The following is a 23,399-nucleotide window of genomic DNA, read 5'->3' as shown; positions in this document are numbered from 1 at the left end:
CAGCGATGGAACGGGGAATGTGATTCGTAAAATTGAATCCGATCACGGAACGAATAATAGGGGTTGAATATTGCAGTCACCAGCCCTAATCACAAAAAACATCCCTAGAAGTGACGTATCCGATCTTCAAGGAATGTTAATTTTTAGTTTGAGGGTTAATTTTTACTTAATTGCATCGATAAAACGGGTTGCTATTTCAAGTGGGCGTGTAATTGCACCACCAACAACAACGGAATGGCAGCCTAGATCTAAGCACCGTTTTAACTTTTCGGGTGAGTCAATTTTACCTTCAGCAACGACTGGATGCTGGACTTTTTTTAGCAAATCTTTTAGGTATTCAAAATCATTATCGGCGATGTTTAGTCCCTTGGAAGCTGATGTATAACCACGCATCGTTGTCCCAATAATGTCGAATCCTAACCGATCGGCTTCAAGTGCATTTTCCATAATGTCAGTATCAGCCATTAATAGGGTGTCTGGAAATTCATCGCGGAATTGTTTAACGATGTCCTCTAGTTTTTCATCATTCGGACGTTTTTCACCAGTCACTTGGCACGCGACCACTTCGACACCAGTTGCTGCAACCGCTCTCATTTCTTTCATTGTTGGAGTAATGTAAACATCTGAATCAGGGTAATCCGTTTTAGCAATTCCGATGATGGGTAAACCCGTTTCGTCTTGAATCGCCTGGATGTCAACGACCGAGTTAGCACGAATTCCGGCCGCGCCGGCCATTTTGGCAGCTCGAGCCATTCGAGCCATGATAAATGAACTATGTAGCGGTTCATCTGGTAACGCCTGGCACGAAATAATTAGTTTGCCTTTAACGGCATCAAAAAATCTATTTTCCATAATACTGACACTTCTCTTTTATCAAATTTATTCTACCAAATTATAGCAAAATCAAAATACAAACATATACTGGGACGGTTTATTAAAAATCAAGTTGTAATAGTTAATAATTAATTCAACCACCGCTGTTAATATACAACTAGTAAAAAAATATTGCAACACACATAAAGGATAATAATTTTCATTTTATAGTTAAAAGTACTGGTATAACTGTAATAAAAAATATTTTTACTTTTTTAAATTGTGAAAATAATATACAAATGTTAATATGAAACCGTTATCAAGGATTGATCATAAAGATCAATAATTTATACGTTGGAGGATTTAATATGACTCGAAAATATTTAGCATTTGATGTAGGAGGAACAACGATTAAGTATAGTCTAATTGACAGTAATTTGAATTTATCAAGACATGCGAAGGTCGACACAAAACATAATGTAGATAATCACATTTTAAAAACGTTAAAGGAAGTTACGAAAGAAGTTTCGGAAGATGTAGAGCTGGCTGGAATTGGCGTTAGCACGGCCGGAATTGTTGCCGAGGATGGAAGCATTCAATTTGCTGGTCCAACAATTCCCAATTATATTAATACGCCATTGAAGTCAGCATTGATTGATCAAAGCGGATTGCCAGTTAGCGTCGTAAATGATGTTGATGCGGCATTATTAGGTGAAGCATACGCCGGAAACATCCATAGTGAAGATATATACTGCGTGGCTTTAGGTACCGGCATTGGCGGTGCTCATTTCAATCAAGGTAAATTAATCGGTGGTGCGCATGGCAAAGGAAACTCAATTGGTTATACCATGTTTGACCCAAAAACAGGAACAAATTATGAGCAGCGTGCCTCAACGTTGACCCTAGAAAGTCAATTACAAGACTACAATATTAGTGTGATTGATGCTTTTGAAAAAGCTAAGGCTAATCAAGCCCCTTACATAACCATCATTAAAGACTGGGCCATGGAGGTCGCCAAAGGTTTAGCTGAAATTATTGTTTTATTTGATCCAGAATATATGATTATTGGCGGCGCGGTTTCCGCTCAAGGCGATTATTTGATCTCGCTTTTAGATGATGCATTAGCCGTTCTTTTGCCAAAAGATTTTAATCAGACAACGTTGAAGATTGCGGAACAAGGAAATAATGCACAGCTAATTGGTGCGATTGTACCGCTTTTAGACGCGGATAACGAAGGGAGTATTAGTCATGAAAGTCTCAATTAACACAGCCGTTTTTTTAGAAGATATGCAAAATGGGGTAAGCCAAGTCGATTGTTTAAAAAAACTGATTGATAAGCCAATCCAAGATATTGAAGTTCGGGGTGAATTTTTTCAAGATGATACAAGAAACGCCGAGTTGAATTCAATTGACAAACTTTGTCGAGCACAGCAATGGCAATTTTATTTTTCAATTCCAGAAGAGTTATTTACGGATGGAAAACTAAACGAAAATATTTTTGATTACTTAAAGATGGCTGAGGCCAACAGTATCAAGGGTTTAAAAATTAGTTTGGGTAGTTTTAAAACATTAGAAGGAACAGATACAGATCGACTTAGTGAAGCACTTAAAAGAAGTGAAGTTAAAGTAACGGTGGAGAATTAGCCAAATGAAAATGGAACGTTAAACCGGTTTACTAAAAACTTAACCTGTCTTTTAGATGTAGTTCCAGAGTTAGGATATACTTTTGATTCTGGAAACTGGTATTGGATTGATGAAAGTCCGGAAAATGCTTTTGAAGCACTTAAAAAATATATAACAATTTTTCATTTAAAAGATATTAAAGATCGTGATACGGTAATGCTAGGAGACGGATTAACCGATTGGGAAAAACTACTCCATGAATTAAAAGCCGGTACACCAGTATTTTTAGAGTACGCAATTAATAATAATCTACTCGATCAAGAGATTGAAAAAGTAAATTCAAATTTAGATTAAAAAAGATTTGCTTTTTATTCTGAAGATCTATTCAAACGCATGATGGCAAAAGACCAAGTTATTGGGGTTAAGAACTCATCAATGCCAGTTATGGATATCAACATGTGGAAACTACGCGCAGGCAAAGACAATATCGTTTTCAACGGTCCAGATGAACAATTTGTTGGTGGACGTGTGATGGGTGCCGATGCCGGAATTGGTGGAACATATGGAGTTTATCCAGAACTACTGATGGAAGCTGATCGTTGCGTTCGCGAAGGTAACCTAGATAAGGCCTTGAAGATTCAATTGAGAATCAATGACTTGATTTCAGAACTTACATCATTTAAGGGTAATTTATACGACGTTATGAAGCTGATTTTGAAGCAACGTGGAGTAAATGTTGGACGTGCTCGTCTACCATTGCCGCATGTTGAAGAGAATGAAATGAATCGAGTTGAGGAAGTTCGTAAGCATATTGACGAATCGATTGAAGAATTTGTTGGATAAATATTTATTAAATAAAGAATACGTGTAGAAATTTTCTACATGTAAAAATCTCCAAAAAATTGGGCTTGAACCAATTTTTGGAGATTTTTTTTATAACCCATTATTTAATGACAAGACACCAAAATTAAAAAATAAGCTTCATTTATTGACCTTTATAACGTAGAATAAAACAATGACAAGACACATGTGAAGAAATTATAGTGGGAGTAAGCTGATGCGTGAATATGACAAAATATTGGGAACACTGTATGGACAGGCGATTGGTGACGCAATGGGAATACCATCAGAACTTTGGCCGATTGAAAAAATCCAAAAATATTTTTCAAAGCCCATTGTTAATTTTCTAGATGGGCCGCAAGAAAATGATATTGCTAAAAATTACCGGGCAGGAGAATTTACGGACGATACGGGACAGGCACTGGCAATTTTGGATGCGTTGATTGAAACGAACTGGAAACCAAATTCGGATGTATTATTCAAGCATATTATGAGTTGGGCAGATTCCGCGGGTGCGTGGGAGCATAATATTTTAGGGCCAAGTAGTAAAGCAGCGTTGGCGTTGGTTAAGGCCGGTAAAGATCCTAGTGAGATTACCAAAACGGCAATTACCAATGGAGCTGGAATGCGTATTTCTCCGATTGGAACTTTATTTGAGCCACATCAACTACCGCAGTTAGTTCAAATGGTCTATGATGTTTCTAAAATTACGCATACAAGTGATGCTGCGATTAGTGGAGCGTCCATGGTGGCAGGAGCGGTCACGGCTGCCATGGCCGATTGGAATTGGGATGAAATAATAGAGTATGCCATTCGAGCTAATAATTGGGGATTATCATTGGGTTCACCAACATGGGCAGCGAAAACATCCAGCCGACTAGCAGTTGGAATAGATTTAGCGCATAAATACCGGAACCATGAAAAAAAGTTTGCAAAAGCAATTTATGAAGTCGTAGGAACGGGAACGATGATTTCAGAAAGCGTTCCGGCGGCGGTTGCAATTGCGTATTATACGAGGGATGTTCAAAAATGTGCACTGATGTGTGCCAATTTAGGGGGCGACACGGATACAATTGGTGCCATGGCTACCGCTATTTGTGGCGCTAAACAAGGTGCCAAGTCCATTTCTGACAGCTGGCGGGCGTTAATTGATCGACGAAATCCGCAATATAATTTTAAACAGTTAGCAGATCAAATAATTCAATTTGAAAGCGAGAAAAAATAAAATGAACGACGAGATTATCAAGATTCCTGACAACGAGCGCGTATTAAGTCCGGGAAAACTTTTTTACAACTGGTTTGCGGCTAATATTGGAATTATGGGCTTTGTATATGGCGCAATAATTGTGAGCTATCATTTATCATTCGTTCAGGCGTTGTTAGCTGCATTAGTGGGAGCACTTACTTTTGCAATTCCGGGGTTAGTATCAATGATTGGTCAGCGGGAGGGGGTAACGACTTTCAAGCTAAGTCGTGCGGTCTATGGAATACGGGGAAATAAAATACCCAATTTTATGGCATGGTTAAACATGGCCGGCTGGATCTCAGTTAACGTTATCACGGGAACTTTACTGTTCTCATCAATGCTTAAGTCAATCAATATTCCACAAAATACATGGACCAAAATACTATGTTTAGCTATTTTTGCGGGATTGGTAATTATTTCTGGTTTATTTAAAGAGGACGTCCTAGTTAGGATTCAAACGTGGTTTAGTTGGATTTTTGGAATTTTTACGGTGGTTTTATTAGTGATTTTTTTGGTGAAGTCAGATTGGACAGCGGCGTTTTCGATGCAGACCGGAAATTGGGTAACGAGTTGGCTACCCGCCGTAGCTTTCGTGGCGGCTGGCTCAAGTATTTCATGGTCAATGGCCGCCGCCGATTGGGGAGCGTATGTTAAGCCCCAAACGAAGCTTATATCCAATTTTTGGAGTACAACGTTAGGAGCGGCAACTCCACTGTTTGTTACGATGGCAGGCGGAATTTTACTAAGCACAATCTCACCGAACTTAGCGACGGCTGGGGATCCGTATGCGGTTGTTTTTGATGCATTACCGCATTGGTTTGGATTTATTTATTTTCTTTCGGCTGCTGGTGGATTGATTCCGCAGTGTCTGGTTTCGTTGCGTTCAGCACGGATTAACTTGGCGACCATTGGGATTGATGTTTCAGAAAAAACATCGTTGCTTTTTCATTCACTGTTCATCGTCGTTATTTCCATATATGTCCTTTTTATTTCGGCCAATTTTTTAGGTAATTTTGAGTTGTTCTTAAATTTCCTTGGGATTTGCTTGGCATCGTGGGTGGCAGTCTTTTTAGTTGATAGTGTGATCTACCGCCGTCATGGATACGATGTTGATTTAATGCGAAAGACTTCGAGAGTTCACTACAATTGGCGCGGAATTGTTTCGTGGATTATAGCAACAATTACGGGATTTTTATTCACCAGTAATGCGGCTTATCGTGGGCTATTTGCACATGGTATTTTCGAAAATAATAGTAGTTTGTCCGTATTTGCGTCGGCAATCGTGGCAATGATTGTGATGCTTATCTTCTCAATGTTTAAGGGGAAAACTAATGATGCAAAATAAAATCTTAGTGATTGGCGCAGCCTTTGTAGACGTCATTATTGAAGTGCCGCAGCTACCCAGTCCCGGCGAGGATGTCACAGGAGATTTTCAAAAAAATCAAGTGGGCGGCTCGGCGTTTAATGTTTACGGCGCGCTAAATTATGCTGAAGCAACTACGGATCTACTTGCCCCTGTCGGTCGGGGGCCGTATGCCGATATTGTTACAAAAACGATGCAGCAGCGTCAATTTCCGATTTTATTACAAGATGATATTGCTGATAACGGATGGGATATTTCGCTGGTAGAACCTTCAGGAGAACGCAGCTTTATTACAATGCAGGGGATTGATCAGCTTTGGAAAAGTGAGTGGTTCGATAGCTTAGATTTTCAAAGTTATCAGTATTTTTACATAAGCGGGTATGAAACAGAACAAAAAGAATCTTTAACGGTAATTTTAAATCAACTTCGGACGCGGCGGCCTGATTCATATATAGTATTTGATGTGTCTCCACGCGTGCAATATATGACGCCGGAAACGATTGATTCATTTTTACATTCTGGAGTGATTATTCATGGAAACGAAGATGAAATAAAATATTTAAGCTCATATTCAACCGTAGAGGATCAGTTGCAAGACATTTATAGTAAAACAAACAGTCCCGTAATCGTGACGCTTGGCAATCGGGGAGCTGGAATATACGACCAGAATGGTTTTCGGATTATTGCGGGGGAAGAGGTGAAAGCCTTTGATACGATTGGTGCGGGAGATACACATTGTGGCGGAATTCTAGCCGGTTTACAACGAGGACTATCCATTGATGGGGCCGTTAAATTAGGTAATCAGCTATCGGCATTGGTAATTGTTCAAAGAGGTGGTAGTCTATAGTTATAATCCACACATGATTTGGTGAATTTGATTTATCTGCTAGTAAATGTGATAATCAAAGATAACGATCATGAAAGTGTGAGGATGAAATATTTTATATGAAAAAATTTGTTGCAAATTTAGTGGTGTGTTTCTGGGCAGCTCTATTTGGAGAAGTAATTGGTTTTCTTGCATCTCAACTACAACAATTAGAATATAATTTTCTAGAGATTGGTTTCGTAACATTGGTGTGTTCGCTACTGATTGTCAATGGATTTTCATTAGTAATGAAAAATGAAAAATAAATTTTTAAATATGAAAAAAGCTATGGTAAAAATTAATTTGCCATAGCTTTTTTGCATTTTCTATAGGTTCTTATCCATGTTAAAGGTTAGTTTTGAAAGTAATAATCCGGAAGCCAAAAGATCGTTAAAATGGTTCATTGTCCGTTTTTTCATTGCTTTAACCGTAGCGTGATTTGCTTCAGTTAGGAAATTAGTTAGCTCTGTTCCAGACAGATCGGAGGCTTGCTCATCGATTTCAGCAACTCGACTACGTAAATATTCCTTTGAAGCCGTGACATAATCAACGTTGCTCTGAATAAAGTGACTGTAGTGACCTTCGACAACGGAACCAACTGCGCGGTACATCCAGTATGCATCATCAAGATTCATTGTTAGTTTTGTCGCACGGTAGCTAGGATCGGTGTCGGTGGCGTTGTTAAAGAATGGAACGTAAGGACTGAACGCAGGGACACCGAAGTTTAGCCAAAAAATCGCAGCGCGTTCGGCTGGAACGTCATTTCGAATTTGGAGAACATGTGAATTTTGTGTTCGATTCATTGAGATTGGTCGGAACTTCAAACGATCGGCATCGGCGCCGTGTCCGAAAGGATCGTACTTAGTTTCGTTGTAGTGTGAGCTTAAAATATTACCGACATCTTCAACCGTAATTTTTCGGCTAGCTTGGCGAATAAATGGTAAATCCGAAGACTGTGGATCTTGTTCAATTTCAGGATTTAGATAAAGTTGACCGTACCAAACACGAGGCGTATTGTAGTGACGATCTTTTTCCGTATCGGTTCCAAAAATGTGGCGGAAATTCCACCCTTCCTTGTCAGGATTCAAATGGTGCTCCTCAACAAATTCTTGGATGCCTTCCGACCACATGAAATTGTCGGAATCGTTAAAATTAATTTGTTGGATAGCAACTTGATTAGCCGCAACGGCATAAGAATCATCAGGAATTCGTTGGGCAACCCAGTGATGGCCGGTTACGATTTCCATGTACCATACGTCGTTTTGGTCACTAAAAATAACGCCGTTTCCTTCTGGAGATCCGTATTGGGCAATCAACTTTCCGAGGTACTGAACACCGTCTTTTGCAGAATCAATATATGGTAGAACCATGGTTGGCATCGTATCCTCTGCTAAACCATTGGGTACTAACGGATCGTATGCCAATGTGCGTGGGTTACCGTAAACACTTTCGGTAGCACTCATCGCGACATTTTTTTCGTTAAAGCCACTTTCGTCATAAATACCGTCTTTTTCAGGGTCAATGTTTGGAACCGCACTATGGCGGTACCCATTAGCCGGTAATTTAGCGGTAAATCCATTTTGGGATGAGACGATTGTTTCATCAACGTTCTTTTCGGCGGGATGCATATAAAATTTGTGAGGTGCTAGTGGTAAAAATGTATCATCATTACGGGCAACCATGGTGGAACCATCAATGGAAGCATTTTTACCGACTAAGACAGTGGTACAAGCTTTTTCAATCAAATTAAAAGTCTCCTTTAAATGTATTAATATATATTCTAACTCTAATTTGATTTTTTAGTTGTTTTTACAATGAAATATCACGCTTTGAACTTATAATAGTGTCGGAGGTGTGCATATGCAGGTTTCTGGTATCTATCAAACAATGTTTTGCCAATTAGGGCAACAGCCGTGGCTGGAAGACTGGCAAGACAGTCCTTGGGAAGTGGTATATGGTGGAATATTAGTTCAAAATACGAGCTGGGCCAACGTGGCACCTAGCTTACAAAATTTAAAAAGAAATTTTAATTTTGACCCAATTTCAATTTTAAGTATTGAAAATGACGATTTAATCCAAAACATCCGACCGAGCGGATTTTATACGAGGAAATCACAAACCATTAAACACGTCTTGGAGTGGGCAGCACAATATGACTTTTCAATCAAAGAAATTCATGACCTAGGTTCCCATCGGCTTCGAAAAGAACTATTGTCGTTGGTAGGAATTGGCCCAGAAACGGCGGATTACATCATGATGTATGCGCTTGAACGGCCAGGGTTTATTTGTGATAAATATAGTAGACGAATTTTTGATTGGTTTGGGTATCAGCTACCTAACGGATATGATCAGGCTAAGCAAAAAGTCGAACAAGAGCTTCAATTGGACGCAAAAGAATGGCAAAATTTCCACGCGATGATTGTTAATTCTGGGAAAAGGATTAAAACTAAAGAAGAATTTGTGAATGAATTTATTAATTGTTGAAATAAGGGTTAGCAAATAATGGATGTCGTTGTATACTATCAATGTGAAAAAAATAACGAGGAGAAAAGTAATGGTTGATATTAACGAATTATCAAGTGAGTTCCCAATGATTAAGGAAATGCAGGCATATCATAAAATTTTTTGGAAAAACCCCAATTATAAAAAAGAAGCTGAGTTGCCCGTGGGATCGGAACATATTTTTGATGCGGAAGCCCGCTTCCAACGTTTTGCGCCTTACTTTGAAGTTGCTTTTCCAGAAACGCTATCTGACCATGGCATATTAGAATCACCTTTACTAAAAATTGATCAAATGCGATCGGTTTTGAATGCCGAAGCAACGCATAAATTGCAAGGCTCATTGTACTTGAAGGCGGATAACTATTTACCGATTTCAGGTTCGATTAAATCTCGGGGTGGGATTTATGAAGTGCTTAAATTTGCCGAACGCGTTGCCATTGACCATGGTGAATTGGTCTATGGGGACAACTACGCTAAATTGAATGAACCACGTTTTAAAAAAATGTTTAGTAAATATGGAATTGTTGTCGGTTCAACGGGAAATTTGGGCTTATCAATTGGAATTGTTGCATGTCAATTAGGCTTTAATACCAGCGTTCACATGTCAAGCGACGCGGCACAATGGAAAAAGGATTTGTTGCGGGAGAAGGGTGTTACAGTCGTTGAATATAATGACAACTTTACCCATGCGATTACCGAGGCTCGTCGTTCAGCCGAAATGGACCCAAGCGCATATTTTATCGATGATGAGGGCTCCTTTGATCTCTTTTTAGGTTATGCGGTCGCCGCTTTGCGCTTACAAACCCAACTGAAAGCGCAAAAGATAACGGTTGATAAAGAACATCCGCTTTTCGTTTACCTTCCGGCAGGAGTTGGTGGAAGCCCAAGCGGTGTTGCATTTGGGTTAAAGAAAGTGATCGGTGCAAATGTTCACCCAATTTTTGCGGAACCAACTCACATTCCGTCGGTATCTTTGGGGATGTTAACGGGTCTCAACGAAAAGATTTCAGTCTATGATATCGGAATCGATGGAGTTACCAAAGCAGACGGATTAGCCGTTGGTCGTCCTTCACGGATTGCAGGTAAAATGATGGATACATTATTGTATGGAATCCAGACTTTTGACGACCAAAAAATGATGAAAAATGTTGCTGAATTACATGATGCTGAAAATATTGATGTCGAACCGTCAGCGGCATCAGGACTTACGATTTTAGATGACGTTCAGGCCCAACTAGAAAAAGACTATCCGATGGAAAATGCCACGCATATTGTTTGGGCAACGGGTGGTAGCATGGTTCCTAAGTCTGACATGGATCAATATTTAGCGGACGGCGAATCAGAGATCAATAAGACGAATCTTTAATATAAAAAAGCGCTTAGAATTTGGAATAGCCAATTCTCAGGTGCTTTTTTAATTAGGAATTCTACGGAGGAAAATAATAGTGCTGGAAAAGTTCAATATGTTTCTAGATGACGATCAACAACTAGTTTTAAAAATGTCGGAAAAAATTTTCGAATCCTCAGAAAAAAGATGGACGATTAGCCGTTTACAGGGAGAACTAAATGTTAGCCGGCACCAAACTTTAATGGCATTCGACCTGCTACAATCCTTAATTGATTCGCTTGGAATTGAAGAGGTCGATGTAAGGTATCTAAAACAAGGAACGTTAATTATCGATGGATTATCAACGACCGTTATTAAGCAAGTGTTGAAAAAAATGGCGCAAAAATCGATTCGACTGAATGTTTTCATTAATAACTACCTGGGAATTTACGGAGTACAGACTCAATTTTTAAAGAAATTTGGGGTAAGTCGCGCCACGTATTATCGTAATATTCAAAGCATAAATCAAATTATAAAACGTGATTTTAAAGTTTTAGAACAGTCTGATGAAGTAAAAATTAGGCAGATTATTTTTAGCATTATTCATTACTTTTTTGATGGTGCAGAGCTACTTCCAGAGCAACTAAAAAAGCAAATTCCACGGCTAATCGATCAGTTACCCGCGGTTAAAACTCAAAAATTGCGACTTACGGAGCGGGAAAAATTGTTAAACTTCGTGTTTGTTCAAACTTGTCGAATAAATCAAGGAAACGTTGTTACACGTAGCTTCATTACTAATCAATCACTGGCGCCATTAAAATCAATGTCAGAAATCTGGCATGTTGATTGTCGTACAATTTACCGTGAATTTGAATACTTACATGCGTATTTGATTGTTAATGAAATCCTTGCGGGACCAATTGAAAAAGGGTGGAATGTTAATCTCTTAGATGAAGTAAACGCAATTAGTGACATGCAAATTAAAATTCTTGGCGAAATATTTCAACAAAAACGGTCAACATTACGATCCGCTGGAGAGCAGTTATTAAAGGTGAATGCCAAAATATTTTCACCCTTTTATTTTGGTACAACGTTTGTTGATCCGGTGAAAAAGCCGTTTTTCATGAAAACATATCCAGAATTAAGTGCCGTGACTCAAAAAATGATTGAAGCTCTTAGCCAAGGACAGCATTTAAATCTAGATCGAGATCTTCTAACGCAGGCATACTATGCGTATATTCTATTTTTGTTAACCAATTTTTCGCAAAATGACCTGATTGCACCGATTGAAATAACGGTCGATTTTTCAAACGGACCTTTATATACAAAATACATAACGGATTTATTGAAACAGTTTGATAAATTAAATATTAAGATCTCCAGCCAATTAACAAAGAAGACGAATATTTTTTTATCAGACCAACCTGTAAAGCAAGGAACATACAAGCAACTGATTTGGCGAACTCCACCAGTTACATCCGATTTAGAAGCGTTAGGAAGCATGATTGTTAAAGAGCGAAGTAATTTGTATGGTGAATAAGTGATTGCGATAGCATCTTCTCACAAAATGAAAAGCCTTTGAAAAATACGAAACAGTGAAAACCTTTACGAATAACCTGATTCGATTATATTATGATGATGTGTTAATCATCTTTATTATTAAGGGTGAGTAGGATTAGAGGCCGTTTTTATCTCTAATCTGAAAATGGTTATTCGATTTATTGAATGGCGGAGTCCGGCCGGGGATGCCATTACTATAAAACAGGTTAACCTTCCTGATTTTGAAGAATGATACCAACACGTTTGATATCGAAAAGACCAAACATAGCGATCAGCTAACGAGGGAAAGGTGAACCTAATGTCGTTAAAAAAGAGCTATTGGTTTTGGATGATAATATTACTGCAAATTTGTTTTGTTGCAAAAATGGCTCACGACACTTATTTGAATGGACATCAGGTAACACGTTATACTTCTCAGTCAAAAAAGAGTACGGTCGTAAATGAAAAGTACGTGCTGAAGCATGAACAAGGCATTGAAACTGTGCTAATTTTCAAGAATGGTAACGGTTCATTATATGAGAATCGTGAAGAAGATCGTCGGCTTGACGAATTACACCGTGATAATTCGGTTAAGAAAAACCTCACGTTTGGAATGGTAACAAAGTTAATTGAACAGGAGAAAATTTTAGATAGTATTCGGTTATCCGAGTTTAATCATTAATTTCAGATACCTTAAAAAGTAGTACGCGGGATGAATCGTTTTATCAAAAACATCATATTGAAATCACACTGAGTCCCCACAAAGGTGATGATAGGTAAAATGATTTTTGTCGAGAACTATAATTTAAGCTGTGTTTGAAGGTGCTCAAACGTGAAAATCCGACTAGTTGGGTGGTGACGCCCAAGCTTCGAGCTTTTTGTAAGAAAGGTGTGCATGACAGTTAATGCAACTTGATGCTACAACAATGCATGAGTTCGATAAAAAATTGGCTAAAAGATGTTCAAAAACATCTAAAAATCTTTTAGATAAGCAGTAATATTAGTGAAATTCATCAAAACAAAGCCATTTTCAAAAGTATGAAATTAAACTGGGTGAATAAGCGTATAGCATTGTTAACTGACCCACATATTTGGTGGGAATCCCTACTAAAGGAGTGTCGTTGATGTATATAACAGCTATAGTTCCTGCACATAATGAAGAAAAAAGCATCGTTAATACGGTCAATAGTTTAAAAGAGCAAGTGGATCAGATCATTGTTGCATGTGATAATTGTACAGATCACACGTTTAAAAATTCAATCGAAACTGGCGCGCAAGTATTTGCCACCAAACACAATACCGCTCGAAAAGCGGGTGCATTAAATCAGGCTTTGGAAAGGTACGTTAATTGGAATAAAAAGGATCAGTATATCTTTATCTGCGATGCAGATACAATAATCTCGAAAAATTGGGTAAAGCGCGCTAAAACCTTAATTGAGACGGGCGGTTATGATGCGATTGGATCAATTTTTAAGGGAGATGCAGATCGAAATTCAATGCTGCAATTCTGCCAACAGATGGAATGGTGTCGATATAGCAATCAAATCAAACGTCGTCAAAAAGTATTTGTTCTAACAGGAACGGCTTCGATGATTAGTGCAAGATCATTTGAAAAAGTTCATGAAATGAATGGATATTATTATGACGAGAACTCGATTACTGAAGACTTTTCGTTAACACTGGACTTGAAAAAAATTGGAGCGAAAATAATTTCTCCAATGTCATGTTCATGCACGACGGAGATTATGCCGACCTGGAGACTTCTGTTTCTTCAACGTCGGCGTTGGTATTTAGGTGCATTGCAACAAACCACACGTCGAAAGTGGGATAGGGTGCTTTTCCCGTACGTAACCCAACAATTTATGTTAATTCTTTCTGTATTTGCTTTTATGAGTCTGATCGTTTTTACAACATATTTAATGTTACATGACATGCTGATATTTAATTTTTTATGGTTGTTTGTCGGAGTCATATTTGCGCTAGAACGCGTTGTTACAGTATGGAATCAGGATCGGGAATCAAAACTTTTTGCCGCCATGCTTTTCCCAGAGTTAATTTACAGCTTCTTTTTACAAGTTGCGTACATCGGAGCATGGTTACAATTAGTATTTGGTTCAATTGGAACTTGGCACCATGTAACAGAATAGTTGGAGGCGAGGAACAATGTATTCAAATGTTCAAAAAAGTGGATTGGCATTCATCGGTTTAGGTTGGGGTGCGGTATATCACTTTTTAGCGATAGTTTCGATTTTCTTTGCAATTTTGGCAGTAGTAACAATTGCCATGACGATTTGGAGTGATCGGTACTCTGAAAATGAGGAATGGCAGTAACAATTTTAATTGGTGTAGCTAAAATATTAATTAGTACCTTATAGTTAAGGAAATGTATCAGTCAGTTAGATATTTAAGTACAATTTAAAGTCAATTTTAATGAGGTCGTCTAGTTTTTGAGGATGTCAGCGTGACGTCTATGTTTGAAATAGAGGGCAAGGTGAGTCCTGAAAGCTAGCTTCCGTCATGATCATGAAAATATTATTCGGAACGCATAAGAAGAGGCTGCGACATTTTTTGTCGTAGCCTCTTTTTTATCAATTTCACGATATTTAAAAGTTAAACAGGTGCTAGTGACCAATGAGCATTGTGCCAGAAAGTGATTTAAATATTGCTCCTAGCTGAGTGGCATTGTGCCCTCCACTGACGGTGAATAAATCATTCATGTCACGAATCCAGTCGTCAAAGACAATGTCTGCCTTTGATCCGGAATGATGTGATTTAAGTAATGAAATTGTGGGGAGAAGACGCGATGGAATCGGACTCTGTCTGAGCTTCAATTGAACTTCAGGAAAGATTTTTATATGATATTTTTCGGTTTCTAAAGGTGATCGCAATGCCCGTTTTATGGCTGAAATTGATCGTCGAGTAGTTTTAGTGTTGAAATAAGCACGGCGAATTGACGAACGTTTAATCAGTTTCTGTTGCTCTGAACTGGACGTCTTTTTTGGAGTTGAGGCAACACGGTTAATCATTTTACTTTTGGTCGATGACTCTTTGGGACGTTTATCGGGTTTTGATGAAGTTAAATGAATGTAAAATGTCTTTGAATCAGCATCAACTTGGCTGAGATTAATGCGAGATGGCTCGTGGCCGATTAATCTGTACCCCATTTTTTGATAATGATTAATGATTGAATAAAAATCGAAGTCTTCGTTAGCCTTATACACGAGGGTAACTTTCTTTTTAAGCAACGTCTTATGCGAATTGTCATCCAGAACAACGGTCTGGAAAGTGATTGAGATCGGACGATAAATAACGGTGAAGTTAAAATCAGCGCTGTTCGAGTCGACGGGCTGGACACCAATTTCTTTTTTGTTAAAGGATGAACCGACGACCGAGTAGACTGCATAATTATTTACTTTAGAATGTGGAACGGAAGCAAACGCGGTCCTTTTGCCGGGATGCCAAGTGGCACCAAGCGGAACCCCTTTTGAGTCTAATTGGGCAGACGAATCTGTAAACGAGTAGTACGTTTTAGAAAGCTTAGTTTTAGGATTAGTGACTGTCATAAAAGTCACGGTGTTTGATGTTCGATCTGGCGCAAGTTTTTTTCCATTTTGGTTGACGTAATGAATGTTTTCGTGAATGGTTTTAGTTTTAACCTGATACTCAGGAGCATACGTATAGATGACGGTGCCGTTGATGCCGGCTTTTTTTAAAATACCATTTGCTGGGAGACTATGGCTTGAAAGGCCGATATACTTGAAATTTTTGATAGATTTGGGCTGCGTTTGGTAACTTTTTCCTTGAAAAGCACCCTGGGGGTAACTAGCTTCTTCGCTGGCAAGAACGGTCCCGTTCTGGTCAACATATTGAACTAAAACGCTAGCATTGTTTTCATGATGGCGAATGGATGAAGAATTTACTGAATTTGTAGTTTGTGGGGTTGTTGGATTTGTCTCAGTAGCGTGAGAATTTGATGATTCTGAATTGGAGGCGGCTAAAATGGTGGCATTCGGACTTTGTGTTCTAAGAAATATTTGCGGGGTGAAATAAAATCCGATAATTGCTGTAAACAGCATGAGCAGTACCTTTTTGGCACCTCGTAATGGTGAAATCTGATATTGAAACTTATTCAAAACAATCCTCCAAGCACAATTTTTTGACACAATTTGTTAGAATAGCTCCCGGAATTAGATTTCCAAAAAAATAATTCTAAGGAGTTAGTATATGCTGGAAAAGTTTAACCGATTTTTAGACGATGAACAACAGTTAATTTTTCAAATGGCCGAAATTTTTGTGAATTCCGCGGAAAAAAGTATCTCAATTAATTATTTACAAAAAGAGCTTGGAATTAGCAGGCATCAAGTTTTAACCGTGTTTGACTCATTAGAATTTATCATCGAAACAGGTGATATGACCAATGTGAATACTATGTACAATGGACAAGGACTGTTGACGGTCCAGGGACTGAACACCGGATATTTAAAATTAATTTTAAAAACTATGGCAATTAAATCGGTCCGATTGAATATCCTTCTCAACATGTATTTAGGAATCTATGGCTCAACGACGCAGTTCTTGACACAATTTGGAATCAGCAGAGCTACATATTACCGGAATATTCGACGCATACACCATATTATTTCTGAATATTTTATTGGGAAAAGAAGACGTAATGAGGCTGAAATTCGATAAGTAATTTTTAGTATAATTCATCACTTCTTTGATAATGCGGAGGTACTGACTAATAATTTGGGTGGTCAAGTGGCCGAAGCTATAGATCAGCTTAAACAAGAATTTCAGAATGTTAGTTTAACATTCACCGAAAAAGGTAAGTTGATAAACTTTGCGTTTGTTCAAGCCGGACGAATACAGCAGGGAAAATTGATTAAACATGAATACGCTGTAGACCGAGACTTAAGTTTTTTGAATGTCATGAACAGTATGTGGCAGCTGAATGATAAGGATCTTAAGGGCGAGTTGGAATACATGTATATTTACTTGGTTATTAACGAATTAATTACGGATCCCATCGACGAAAACTGGAATATGAGTCCGCTTGGTGAAATCAACATGATAATCATTAAACAGATTAATTTGCTGGATGATATTTTTGGACGGGTGGTTGAGCCTGGGTTACTTCAACGAGTTCGTCAGGAATTAACGAAAATTAATACTAAAGTTTTTTCACCGTTTTATTTTAGTGAGACCTTTGTTGATCCAGTTAAGGTGCCTTTTTTTACAGAAACGTACCCTGAATTAGACCTAATAGTAAAACAAATGCTGGAAATTCTATGTACAAGCAATCAATTGCGACTTGATAAAAGTATTTTGACACAGGTTTACTACGCATACATGCTATTCATCATGGAACGACTACCAACGAATATTTTAAGTAATAGTGTTAAAATCGCGGTTGATTTTTCGAATGGAAGGCTATATACGAGATACATTTCAGCCCAGCTTCGGCAGTTTAAATCGTTGAACATTGAAATAACAAATGAGCTCAACGAAGATACCGATATATTTTTATCAGATCAAGCTTTGGAAAAACGAGAGTGTGAACAGGTGATTTGGGAAGCACCGCCGATTGCACAAGATTGGGAATTGTTGGGAGATCTGATTGTTAAAATTAAGCAACAATGAAACATCTGGAGTAGACCAGTTTTGAGGTTTAAATGATTTTGAAAAAGAAGTTGGTAAAAAGTGAGTGGCTTCTACGCATGGTTAACGTATAAAAACCGGAGAAGGAGCAGTAAAAACATAAAATTCAATTTTTAAATTAGGGCCGTGGATGAAAAATTCCCGGCCCTTTTTGGTTTACATGTAGGCGTAAACACGACTATACCGGTGTTTTCTCATGGGATTAAAGTCGGTTGTAATTCGTGAGACTACTAATCGCTTTACTATCGAGCATTTAGAATTATATTATAAATGCGTAATGATTATCCTTGTGAAAAAGTTGATCAGGAATTAATTTGATTGTATATAATTAAAATCGAATCGTTTTTAAAGTGTACCAATTCTTCTTGTGGGGTAGAAGAGATGCTGGACGATGAAGATAGATTTGTACAAGCACGGTTAAATTTTGCTGATTGATTAATGTCATGCGAGTCAGACACAAGTTTGAGATTTACTACAGGTGTAAGTAAGGATTTGGTGTTTTGGAGAAAGAAAAAGTGGTGGTTTTAAGAAAAAGTTATTGGTTTTGGATAATATTGATTTTACAAGTGTGTTTTATCTTAAAGATGGTCCATGATACTTATCTAAATGACATGTGGGCGACACATTATACAATCAATCCGCATAGTGATTTAATTGCCAACGTAGATTACATGCTTAAAGATAACAAGTTTAGCGGGACGGCTTTAGTGGTTAAGGATCATCAGGTCTTGCTACATAAGGGCTATGGAAAGAGTGATGATCGAAGTTCTAACAGTGTCAACACGTTATATAACATTGCATCGATTGAAAAAAGTATGACTTCGGTAATGGTCGCAAAGTTGATTCAAGAGGGGGAGTTAACTTACGCAACGCGATTGTCAAAATTCTATCCGGAAGTTCCAAATGCTAAGAACATTAGTATTCGTAATATGTTAACGATGACGTCTGGACTGGCGACGATTAAGGATCCGAGTAGTTCGTTGACAGAACAACAGTTAACAAAGTTTTATCTAAAAAATGTTGAAGCCGATCCACGGAAAGGCTGGAACTATGACGCGATAAATTTTCATTTGTTAGTCGGAATAATAACGAAAATTACGCACAAAAATTATATTCAAAGTTTTAATCGGCTTGTTAATCCAAAAGGAAAATTTGAAGTTATGGAGATGCCTAATTTTAATAACTCAAATATTGCATTGAGCTTTAAGAAAAACGGTCGTAAATATTCTAACGCTCAGTATATTTATACGAGTGAAGTCGGTACTGGAAGTTTTTTCATGACAGCCGGTGGACTATTTCGTTATTTTGAAGCGCTTATTAATGGGAAAATTTTGCCTAAAAGAAGTGTTAAAACGCTTCTAGAGACAACAAAAGACAGTGTTTATACAGCAGGAGTATACCAAAATAAGCTATATTATCGTGGACACGGCATTCTTCAAGGGTATGAACCTTCGATAATGTTTAATCAAACCGCGGGAAATACGGTGATTTTATTAGGCAACCGAAAAGGTGCTAAAACAACGATGAAATTGACTAACAGCATTTACGCGTTAATCAATCAAACGCCTTACCTAGGTGGGAATTCATATTAAGAGAGAAAGAAGCGTGGACAATTATGTACGTAACGGCGATCGTCCCCGCTCATAATGAAGAAGAGGGAATTACGAGTACTATTGAAGCATTAAAGAAGCAGACGGATCGGGTGATTGTAGCCTGCGATAATTGCACAGATGCGACCTATCAAAAAGCTTTGGCATCGGGCGCGCAAGCATTTGAGACGGTTAATAATGAAAAACGTAAGGCCGGAGCCTTGAATCAAGCTCTGGAAAAATATGTTGATTGGAAACAAGAACAGCATTACATTTTTATTTGTGATGCAGACACCGTCATTGCCGATGATTGGATTTCGCGTGCAACCATTGCTGTTCAAGAGGGTGGCTATGATGCGGTTGGCTCGGTTTTTTTCGGGGATGCCAATCGCAGGGCAATGATTGAATTTTGTCAGCAAATGGAGTGGTATCGGTATACAAATCAAATTAAGCGAAGTAAAAAAGTGTTCGTGCTAACCGGAACAGCTTCAATGATTAGCGCTGATATGTTTCAAAAAGTGCATGAGATGCGTGGAACTTTTTATAATGAAGAATCAATTACGGAAGACTTTGCGCTAACAATTGATTTGAAAGAAGCAGGAGCACGAATTATTTCGCCAATGTCGTGTTATTGTACAACTGAAATTATGCCAACGTGGAAAATGCTTTATCTTCAACGCCGACGATGGTATTTAGGTGCGCTTCAGCAAGTAACGCGGCGAAAATGGAATCGCGTGATGTTACCATACGTATTTCAGCAGCTAATGTTGTTTATTTCGGTGCTAGCTTTTATCGGTTTAATTGTATTTACCATTTATCTTATGCTTCACGACATGATGATCTTTAGCCTTTTATGGTTTGTGATAGGTGTGATTTTTACCGCAGAACGAATTGTAACGGTATGGAATCAAGACCATCAAGCCAAAGTTTTTGCTGGCTTAATTTTTCCAGAACTGATATATAGTCTTTTTCTGCAAGTCGCATACATTGGCGCACTAATTCAGTTAGTTGGTGGGTCAAATGGAACTTGGAATCATGTCACAGAATAAATTAGGAGTTTAAAAATATGTATTCAAATATTCAAAGAAACGGATTTACACTGATCGGACTAGGATGGGGAATGCTTTATCACTTTTTAGCAGCGATATCGATTTTCTTTGCAGTTCTCGCACTAGGAACGATTGTTAGATGTATATGGAACAGTCGTCATGTTGATCAAATATGGCAGTAGTGTGAGATTAAAATAATTTTTAGACCCACATTAGTTTGGCACGGATAAATAAAATGGCTACGACGGGGAGTTTAGTACTCTGTCGTAGCCATTTTTCTTCTATATTATTATTTTTTCTTTTTCGGTAGAACAATTAATTTATACAGCCAAGTCGTTAGGAAGTAATAAATTAAATACAGTCCGATGAAAATTAGAATTGGATATTGAATATTATAGTAGGGTTTATCCAAGATTGGTTTAAACATCTGTAGTCCAAAGAGTACGTCGACGATTCCTAAGATACCAGGTACGGCGAACAAAACAAAAATTTCGCGATTGATGCTTTGACGTAGTAATGAACGACGTGTACCGACCTTTGATAGTAAATTATAGCGAATGGCGTCCTGCCGAGTTCCCGAAAGGATTTTGAACATCAGGCAACTAGCGAGCATTGCTAGAAAGGCAATTCCAAGGAAGTAACCGATAAATTCAAGGCCACCATACATGCTACTAATGACTAAGTATGCTTGGAAACTGCCGACACCGATCCCACTGATTGATTCTTGTGGGTGGGCTTTATTTTGTAAGTTGTTTAACTTAGTTAATACGTCACGATTTACGCCGATGTTTTTAACCGTAATAACGCTAACGCTATTGTTGTTGGCGTTGATTTGATTAAACTGATTGGTCTTTTGGAAGGATGGCTCAACACCTGTCCGACCTGCGAGACCTAGAAAATCAAGTTGGTCATTTACATCAGATTTCAGCTTTTGGACAGAGATCGGAACGGTTTTAGGTGCTTTAACTGTCCCATCTTTTGCTTTTTCATATTTAACTACCATAAATGGATTTTGAACAAATTGATCTTCGTTATAAATTACATTTTTACCAACAAATTTTTGATCATAACTAACAATTTTAGTACCAGTTAATTGGGTCATTAATTTCTGTTCTTGCGTCGTTGGATTGTTAACGGCAAGCGTGTACGAACTCGACATCTTAGCCATCCAATCGATTTGACGATTGAAACCTGAACCAACCGTAATGGCACCAAGTGCTAGTGCGAAAAGAAGAGATGTGATTGTCAAAATTTTAGTATAATCACGGATTCTAAACATGATCTGTGACAGTGTAAAGTTATTTAATTTATGACGAGCCCAGCCGGTGCCCTTAAGCCAGTGAATAATTAGCGTCATGCTGGAGCGGAAGATCAGATAGCTTCCGAGCACAATCGTTACTAACGCAATTGGAATGGCCATTAATTGGAAAACGACAATTTCATGTAAGACATAGTAACCAATTCCGACTAGTACAACACCAAGGATTCCCGAGAAGAACAGGCCGAAGCCACGAACTTTAATTTTATCAACGGAATCAGTTTGATTAAGTAGTTTTAATACCGGTGTCCGAATTAGAGATTGCAAGTTAAAAATAGCTGCAATTACGAATAAAATTAAATATAACAGTACCGTAGTTAGCAGTGCCTTTAAATAAAACGGGTTGAAATGATGAAGAACAATTCCAAGATGGTCAAACAATAATCCTGAAATTCCGCCGGTAAGTGCCACACCAAGAACCAAACCAAGTGCGGTAGCGATAACCCCAACTGTAAGTGTTTCAAGAACCATGAGACTACCAACGCGCCGTTTTTTGGCACCCAACATCATAAACAATCCGTAGTCATGCAAGCGCATGTTTAACAAGAACGAATTGGCGTACATGACGTAGATAAAGGTGATGATTGCTAGTAAAACTTCTCCAAAATAGAAGACGGGAACGGCAAATTTAAAACTAGCATTCGTTTTAATAAAGTCTTCGTTAGTTGCTAGGTTAGCAAACATATAGAAAATAGCGGATGACATTACCAACCCAGTTAGAAGAACAATATAGTCCCGAATGCGATTTTTAATGTTTGAAAGAGCGAGTCTAAATAACATATCTGGACCCCCTACTGTTCAAAAGTTCCGAGTTTTTCAAGAATGTTTTGATAAAACTCAGTCCGTGAATCTCCATTGCGCTTCAGTTCTTGACCAATTACCCCATCTTTAATGAAGAGAATTCGGTCACAAAAACTTGCAGAAAACGGATCATGCGTAACAAGAAGAACGGAAACGCCTTGTTTTTGGTTGATATCAGTCAATAATTCCAATAACTCACGCGCACTGTTTGAATCAAGTGCTCCAGTGGGTTCGTCACCCAATAGAAGGGCGGGTTTATGAACAATTGCTCGAGCAGCCGCCACCCGTTGCTTTTGTCCTCCAGAAAGTTCGGTTGGATACTTCTTCAAAAGATCCTCAATCGATAAAGTAGTTGCAACCGCGTTGACGGCCTGATTAATTGCGCTACGACGTACACCTTGTAACGATAATGGCAAAGCAATGTTTTCTTCGGCCGTTAATGTTTCTAGCAGGTTAAAATCTTGAAAAATAAAACCAATTTCGTTAGCCCGAAAATCAGCGATCTTATTTCCCTTTAGTTTAGTAACGTCTTGATCATTAATTTTGACACTTCCACTAGTTGGTCGGTCCAATGTTGCTAGCATGTTTAGTAAAGTGGTTTTACCAGAACCTGATGCACCCATAATACCAACAAATTCCCCTGGTTGAACGTCAAAATTAATACCCTTTAATGCTTCATATTGCTTTTCATTCTTACCCCCATAAGTTTTATGCAAGTCCGAAACACTAACAATTGCTTGATTGTTCATAAATGTCGCCTCCAAAATTACTTAATTACTTGTGTGACTAACTATATAAATAAAAAGGTTAGATGTCAACCCAAACTTAATCATTGATTAAATTTTCTACCCTAATTTAAATTA

General features: G+C 38.2%; 23 protein-coding genes and 1 pseudogene. 19 read left to right on the top strand and 5 right to left on the bottom strand.

The annotated features are described in order from the left end of the window. Positions 1–162: 162 nt before the first annotated feature. A complete protein-coding gene (locus IV81_RS01095) occupies positions 163–852 on the bottom strand; it encodes an N-acetylmannosamine-6-phosphate 2-epimerase (RefSeq protein WP_057801435.1) in 690 nt (229 codons plus the stop codon). A gap of 329 nt (positions 853–1,181) precedes the next feature. Between IV81_RS01095 and IV81_RS01090 the strand changes: the two genes are divergently transcribed. The 8 genes and pseudogenes from IV81_RS01090 (at position 1,182) to IV81_RS01060 (ending at position 7,016) form a co-directional block, all read left to right on the top strand. Further along, the gene (locus IV81_RS01090; protein ID WP_057801433.1) at positions 1,182–2,078 is read left to right on the top strand and encodes an ROK family protein; all 897 of its coding nucleotides are present in this window, start codon (positions 1,182–1,184) and stop codon (positions 2,076–2,078) included. Next, complete coding sequence (locus IV81_RS09470) at positions 2,062–2,457, top strand: hypothetical protein (protein ID WP_236696803.1); 396 nt, start codon at positions 2,062–2,064, stop codon at positions 2,455–2,457. The genes IV81_RS01090 and IV81_RS09470 overlap by 17 nt, the downstream gene beginning before the upstream one ends. Positions 2,458–2,517: 60 nt before the next feature. Next, positions 2,518–2,790 (top strand): annotated as a pseudogene (locus IV81_RS09465) (sugar phosphate isomerase/epimerase family protein); the annotation flags it as partial. A gap of 39 nt (positions 2,791–2,829) precedes the next feature. Beyond that, a complete protein-coding gene (locus IV81_RS01080) occupies positions 2,830–3,279 on the top strand; it encodes a dihydrodipicolinate synthase family protein (protein WP_236696802.1) in 450 nt (149 codons plus the stop codon). 214 nt (positions 3,280–3,493) lie between these two features. Then, positions 3,494–4,501, top strand: coding sequence for an ADP-ribosylglycohydrolase family protein (locus IV81_RS01075; RefSeq protein WP_057801431.1), 1,008 nt, complete (start codon positions 3,494–3,496; stop codon positions 4,499–4,501). A gap of 1 nt (position 4,502) precedes the next feature. Beyond that, positions 4,503–5,867 (top strand): purine-cytosine permease family protein, encoded by a 1,365-nt coding sequence (locus IV81_RS01070; protein ID WP_057801429.1) that lies wholly within the window; start codon positions 4,503–4,505, stop codon positions 5,865–5,867. After that, positions 5,854–6,732, top strand: coding sequence for a PfkB family carbohydrate kinase (locus tag IV81_RS01065; protein ID WP_236696801.1), 879 nt, complete (start codon positions 5,854–5,856; stop codon positions 6,730–6,732). The genes IV81_RS01070 and IV81_RS01065 overlap by 14 nt, the downstream gene beginning before the upstream one ends. 98 nt (positions 6,733–6,830) lie before the next feature. Further along, on the top strand, positions 6,831–7,016 hold the full coding sequence (locus IV81_RS01060; RefSeq protein ID WP_057801427.1) for a DUF2929 family protein: 186 nt from the start codon (positions 6,831–6,833) through the stop codon (positions 7,014–7,016). Positions 7,017–7,076: 60 nt separating this feature from the next. Here IV81_RS01060 and IV81_RS01055 read toward each other — a convergent pair whose 3' ends face one another. Next, positions 7,077–8,495, bottom strand: coding sequence for a C69 family dipeptidase (locus IV81_RS01055; protein WP_057801425.1), 1,419 nt, complete (start codon positions 8,493–8,495; stop codon positions 7,077–7,079). 115 nt (positions 8,496–8,610) lie between these two features. Between IV81_RS01055 and IV81_RS01050 the strand changes: the two genes are divergently transcribed. The 6 genes from IV81_RS01050 (at position 8,611) to IV81_RS09370 (ending at position 14,449) form a co-directional block, all read left to right on the top strand. Beyond that, complete coding sequence (locus IV81_RS01050) at positions 8,611–9,234, top strand: endonuclease III domain-containing protein (protein WP_057801423.1); 624 nt, start codon at positions 8,611–8,613, stop codon at positions 9,232–9,234. Positions 9,235–9,304: 70 nt separating this feature from the next. Beyond that, positions 9,305–10,618 (top strand): D-serine ammonia-lyase, encoded by a 1,314-nt coding sequence (locus IV81_RS01045; RefSeq protein ID WP_057801422.1) that lies wholly within the window; start codon positions 9,305–9,307, stop codon positions 10,616–10,618. Between the two features lie 79 nt (positions 10,619–10,697). After that, positions 10,698–12,119 carry a hypothetical protein gene (locus IV81_RS01040; RefSeq protein WP_057801420.1) on the top strand — a complete coding sequence of 474 codons (1,422 nt, stop codon included), beginning with the start codon at positions 10,698–10,700 and terminating at the stop codon, positions 12,117–12,119. Between the two features lie 348 nt (positions 12,120–12,467). Beyond that, positions 12,468–12,800: a hypothetical protein gene (locus tag IV81_RS01035; protein WP_138473920.1), complete on the top strand. Its 333-nt coding sequence runs from the start codon at positions 12,468–12,470 to the stop codon at positions 12,798–12,800. A gap of 442 nt (positions 12,801–13,242) precedes the next feature. Next, positions 13,243–14,265, top strand: a complete 1,023-nt coding sequence (locus IV81_RS01030) for a glycosyltransferase family 2 protein (RefSeq protein WP_057801416.1) — start codon at positions 13,243–13,245, stop codon at positions 14,263–14,265. Between the two features lie 16 nt (positions 14,266–14,281). Continuing rightward, positions 14,282–14,449 (top strand): hypothetical protein, encoded by a 168-nt coding sequence (locus tag IV81_RS09370; RefSeq protein ID WP_164488199.1) that lies wholly within the window; start codon positions 14,282–14,284, stop codon positions 14,447–14,449. 290 nt (positions 14,450–14,739) lie between these two features. On the opposite strand, the gene IV81_RS01025 is transcribed toward IV81_RS09370, so the two are convergent. Further along, a complete protein-coding gene (locus IV81_RS01025) occupies positions 14,740–16,251 on the bottom strand; it encodes a MucBP domain-containing protein (RefSeq protein WP_057801414.1) in 1,512 nt (503 codons plus the stop codon). Positions 16,252–16,342: 91 nt separating this feature from the next. Here IV81_RS01025 and IV81_RS09460 point away from each other — a divergent pair, with 91 nt between their 5' ends. The 5 genes from IV81_RS09460 (at position 16,343) to IV81_RS09365 (ending at position 20,599) form a co-directional block, all read left to right on the top strand. Then, positions 16,343–16,810 carry a helix-turn-helix domain-containing protein gene (locus IV81_RS09460; protein WP_236696800.1) on the top strand — a complete coding sequence of 156 codons (468 nt, stop codon included), beginning with the start codon at positions 16,343–16,345 and terminating at the stop codon, positions 16,808–16,810. A gap of 69 nt (positions 16,811–16,879) precedes the next feature. Further along, positions 16,880–17,761, top strand: a complete 882-nt coding sequence (locus IV81_RS09455; RefSeq protein ID WP_236696799.1) for a hypothetical protein — start codon at positions 16,880–16,882, stop codon at positions 17,759–17,761. Positions 17,762–18,294: 533 nt separating this feature from the next. After that, on the top strand, positions 18,295–19,371 hold the full coding sequence (locus IV81_RS01015; RefSeq protein ID WP_236696798.1) for a serine hydrolase domain-containing protein: 1,077 nt from the start codon (positions 18,295–18,297) through the stop codon (positions 19,369–19,371). Between the two features lie 23 nt (positions 19,372–19,394). Then, on the top strand, positions 19,395–20,417 hold the full coding sequence (locus IV81_RS01010) for a glycosyltransferase family 2 protein (RefSeq protein WP_057801412.1): 1,023 nt from the start codon (positions 19,395–19,397) through the stop codon (positions 20,415–20,417). A 17-nt stretch (positions 20,418–20,434) separates the two neighbouring features. Next, positions 20,435–20,599 (top strand): hypothetical protein, encoded by a 165-nt coding sequence (locus tag IV81_RS09365; RefSeq protein WP_164488198.1) that lies wholly within the window; start codon positions 20,435–20,437, stop codon positions 20,597–20,599. 107 nt (positions 20,600–20,706) lie between these two features. Here the strand turns inward: IV81_RS09365 and IV81_RS01005 are convergent, their stop codons facing one another. Continuing rightward, positions 20,707–22,515: an FtsX-like permease family protein gene (locus tag IV81_RS01005; RefSeq protein ID WP_057801410.1), complete on the bottom strand. Its 1,809-nt coding sequence runs from the start codon at positions 22,513–22,515 to the stop codon at positions 20,707–20,709. Between the two features lie 11 nt (positions 22,516–22,526). Continuing rightward, entirely contained in the window at positions 22,527–23,285 is a 759-nt protein-coding gene (locus IV81_RS01000; protein ID WP_057801408.1) for an ABC transporter ATP-binding protein, read from the bottom strand. Positions 23,286–23,399: the final 114 nt, after the last annotated feature.

This window comes from Pediococcus stilesii, assembly GCF_001437075.1.
Taxonomy (GTDB): domain Bacteria; phylum Bacillota; class Bacilli; order Lactobacillales; family Lactobacillaceae; genus Pediococcus; species Pediococcus stilesii.
Note: the sequence above shows the minus strand (reverse complement) of the source record. Positions and strands in the feature narration are given on the sequence as shown.

Bases quoted from the DNA above. Each gene is read 5' to 3' on its own strand.
- IV81_RS01095 (WP_057801435.1), bottom strand. From the start codon at position 852: ATGGAAAATAGATTTTTTGATGCCGTTAAAGGCAAACTAATTATTTCG.
- IV81_RS01090 (WP_057801433.1), top strand. From the start codon at position 1,182: ATGACTCGAAAATATTTAGCATTTGATGTAGGAGGAACAACGATTAAG.
- IV81_RS09470 (WP_236696803.1), top strand. From the start codon at position 2,062: ATGAAAGTCTCAATTAACACAGCCGTTTTTTTAGAAGATATGCAAAAT.
- IV81_RS01080 (WP_236696802.1), top strand. From the start codon at position 2,830: ATGATGGCAAAAGACCAAGTTATTGGGGTTAAGAACTCATCAATGCCA.
- IV81_RS01075 (WP_057801431.1), top strand. From the start codon at position 3,494: ATGCGTGAATATGACAAAATATTGGGAACACTGTATGGACAGGCGATT.
- IV81_RS01070 (WP_057801429.1), top strand. From the start codon at position 4,503: ATGAACGACGAGATTATCAAGATTCCTGACAACGAGCGCGTATTAAGT.
- IV81_RS01065 (WP_236696801.1), top strand. From the start codon at position 5,854: ATGATGCAAAATAAAATCTTAGTGATTGGCGCAGCCTTTGTAGACGTC.
- IV81_RS01060 (WP_057801427.1), top strand. From the start codon at position 6,831: ATGAAAAAATTTGTTGCAAATTTAGTGGTGTGTTTCTGGGCAGCTCTA.
- IV81_RS01050 (WP_057801423.1), top strand. From the start codon at position 8,611: ATGCAGGTTTCTGGTATCTATCAAACAATGTTTTGCCAATTAGGGCAA.
- IV81_RS01045 (WP_057801422.1), top strand. From the start codon at position 9,305: ATGGTTGATATTAACGAATTATCAAGTGAGTTCCCAATGATTAAGGAA.
- IV81_RS01035 (WP_138473920.1), top strand. From the start codon at position 12,468: ATGATAATATTACTGCAAATTTGTTTTGTTGCAAAAATGGCTCACGAC.
- IV81_RS01030 (WP_057801416.1), top strand. From the start codon at position 13,243: ATGTATATAACAGCTATAGTTCCTGCACATAATGAAGAAAAAAGCATC.
- IV81_RS09370 (WP_164488199.1), top strand. From the start codon at position 14,282: ATGTATTCAAATGTTCAAAAAAGTGGATTGGCATTCATCGGTTTAGGT.
- IV81_RS09460 (WP_236696800.1), top strand. From the start codon at position 16,343: ATGCTGGAAAAGTTTAACCGATTTTTAGACGATGAACAACAGTTAATT.
- IV81_RS01010 (WP_057801412.1), top strand. From the start codon at position 19,395: ATGTACGTAACGGCGATCGTCCCCGCTCATAATGAAGAAGAGGGAATT.
- IV81_RS09365 (WP_164488198.1), top strand. From the start codon at position 20,435: ATGTATTCAAATATTCAAAGAAACGGATTTACACTGATCGGACTAGGA.
- IV81_RS01005 (WP_057801410.1), bottom strand. From the start codon at position 22,515: ATGTTATTTAGACTCGCTCTTTCAAACATTAAAAATCGCATTCGGGAC.
- IV81_RS01000 (WP_057801408.1), bottom strand. From the start codon at position 23,285: ATGAACAATCAAGCAATTGTTAGTGTTTCGGACTTGCATAAAACTTAT.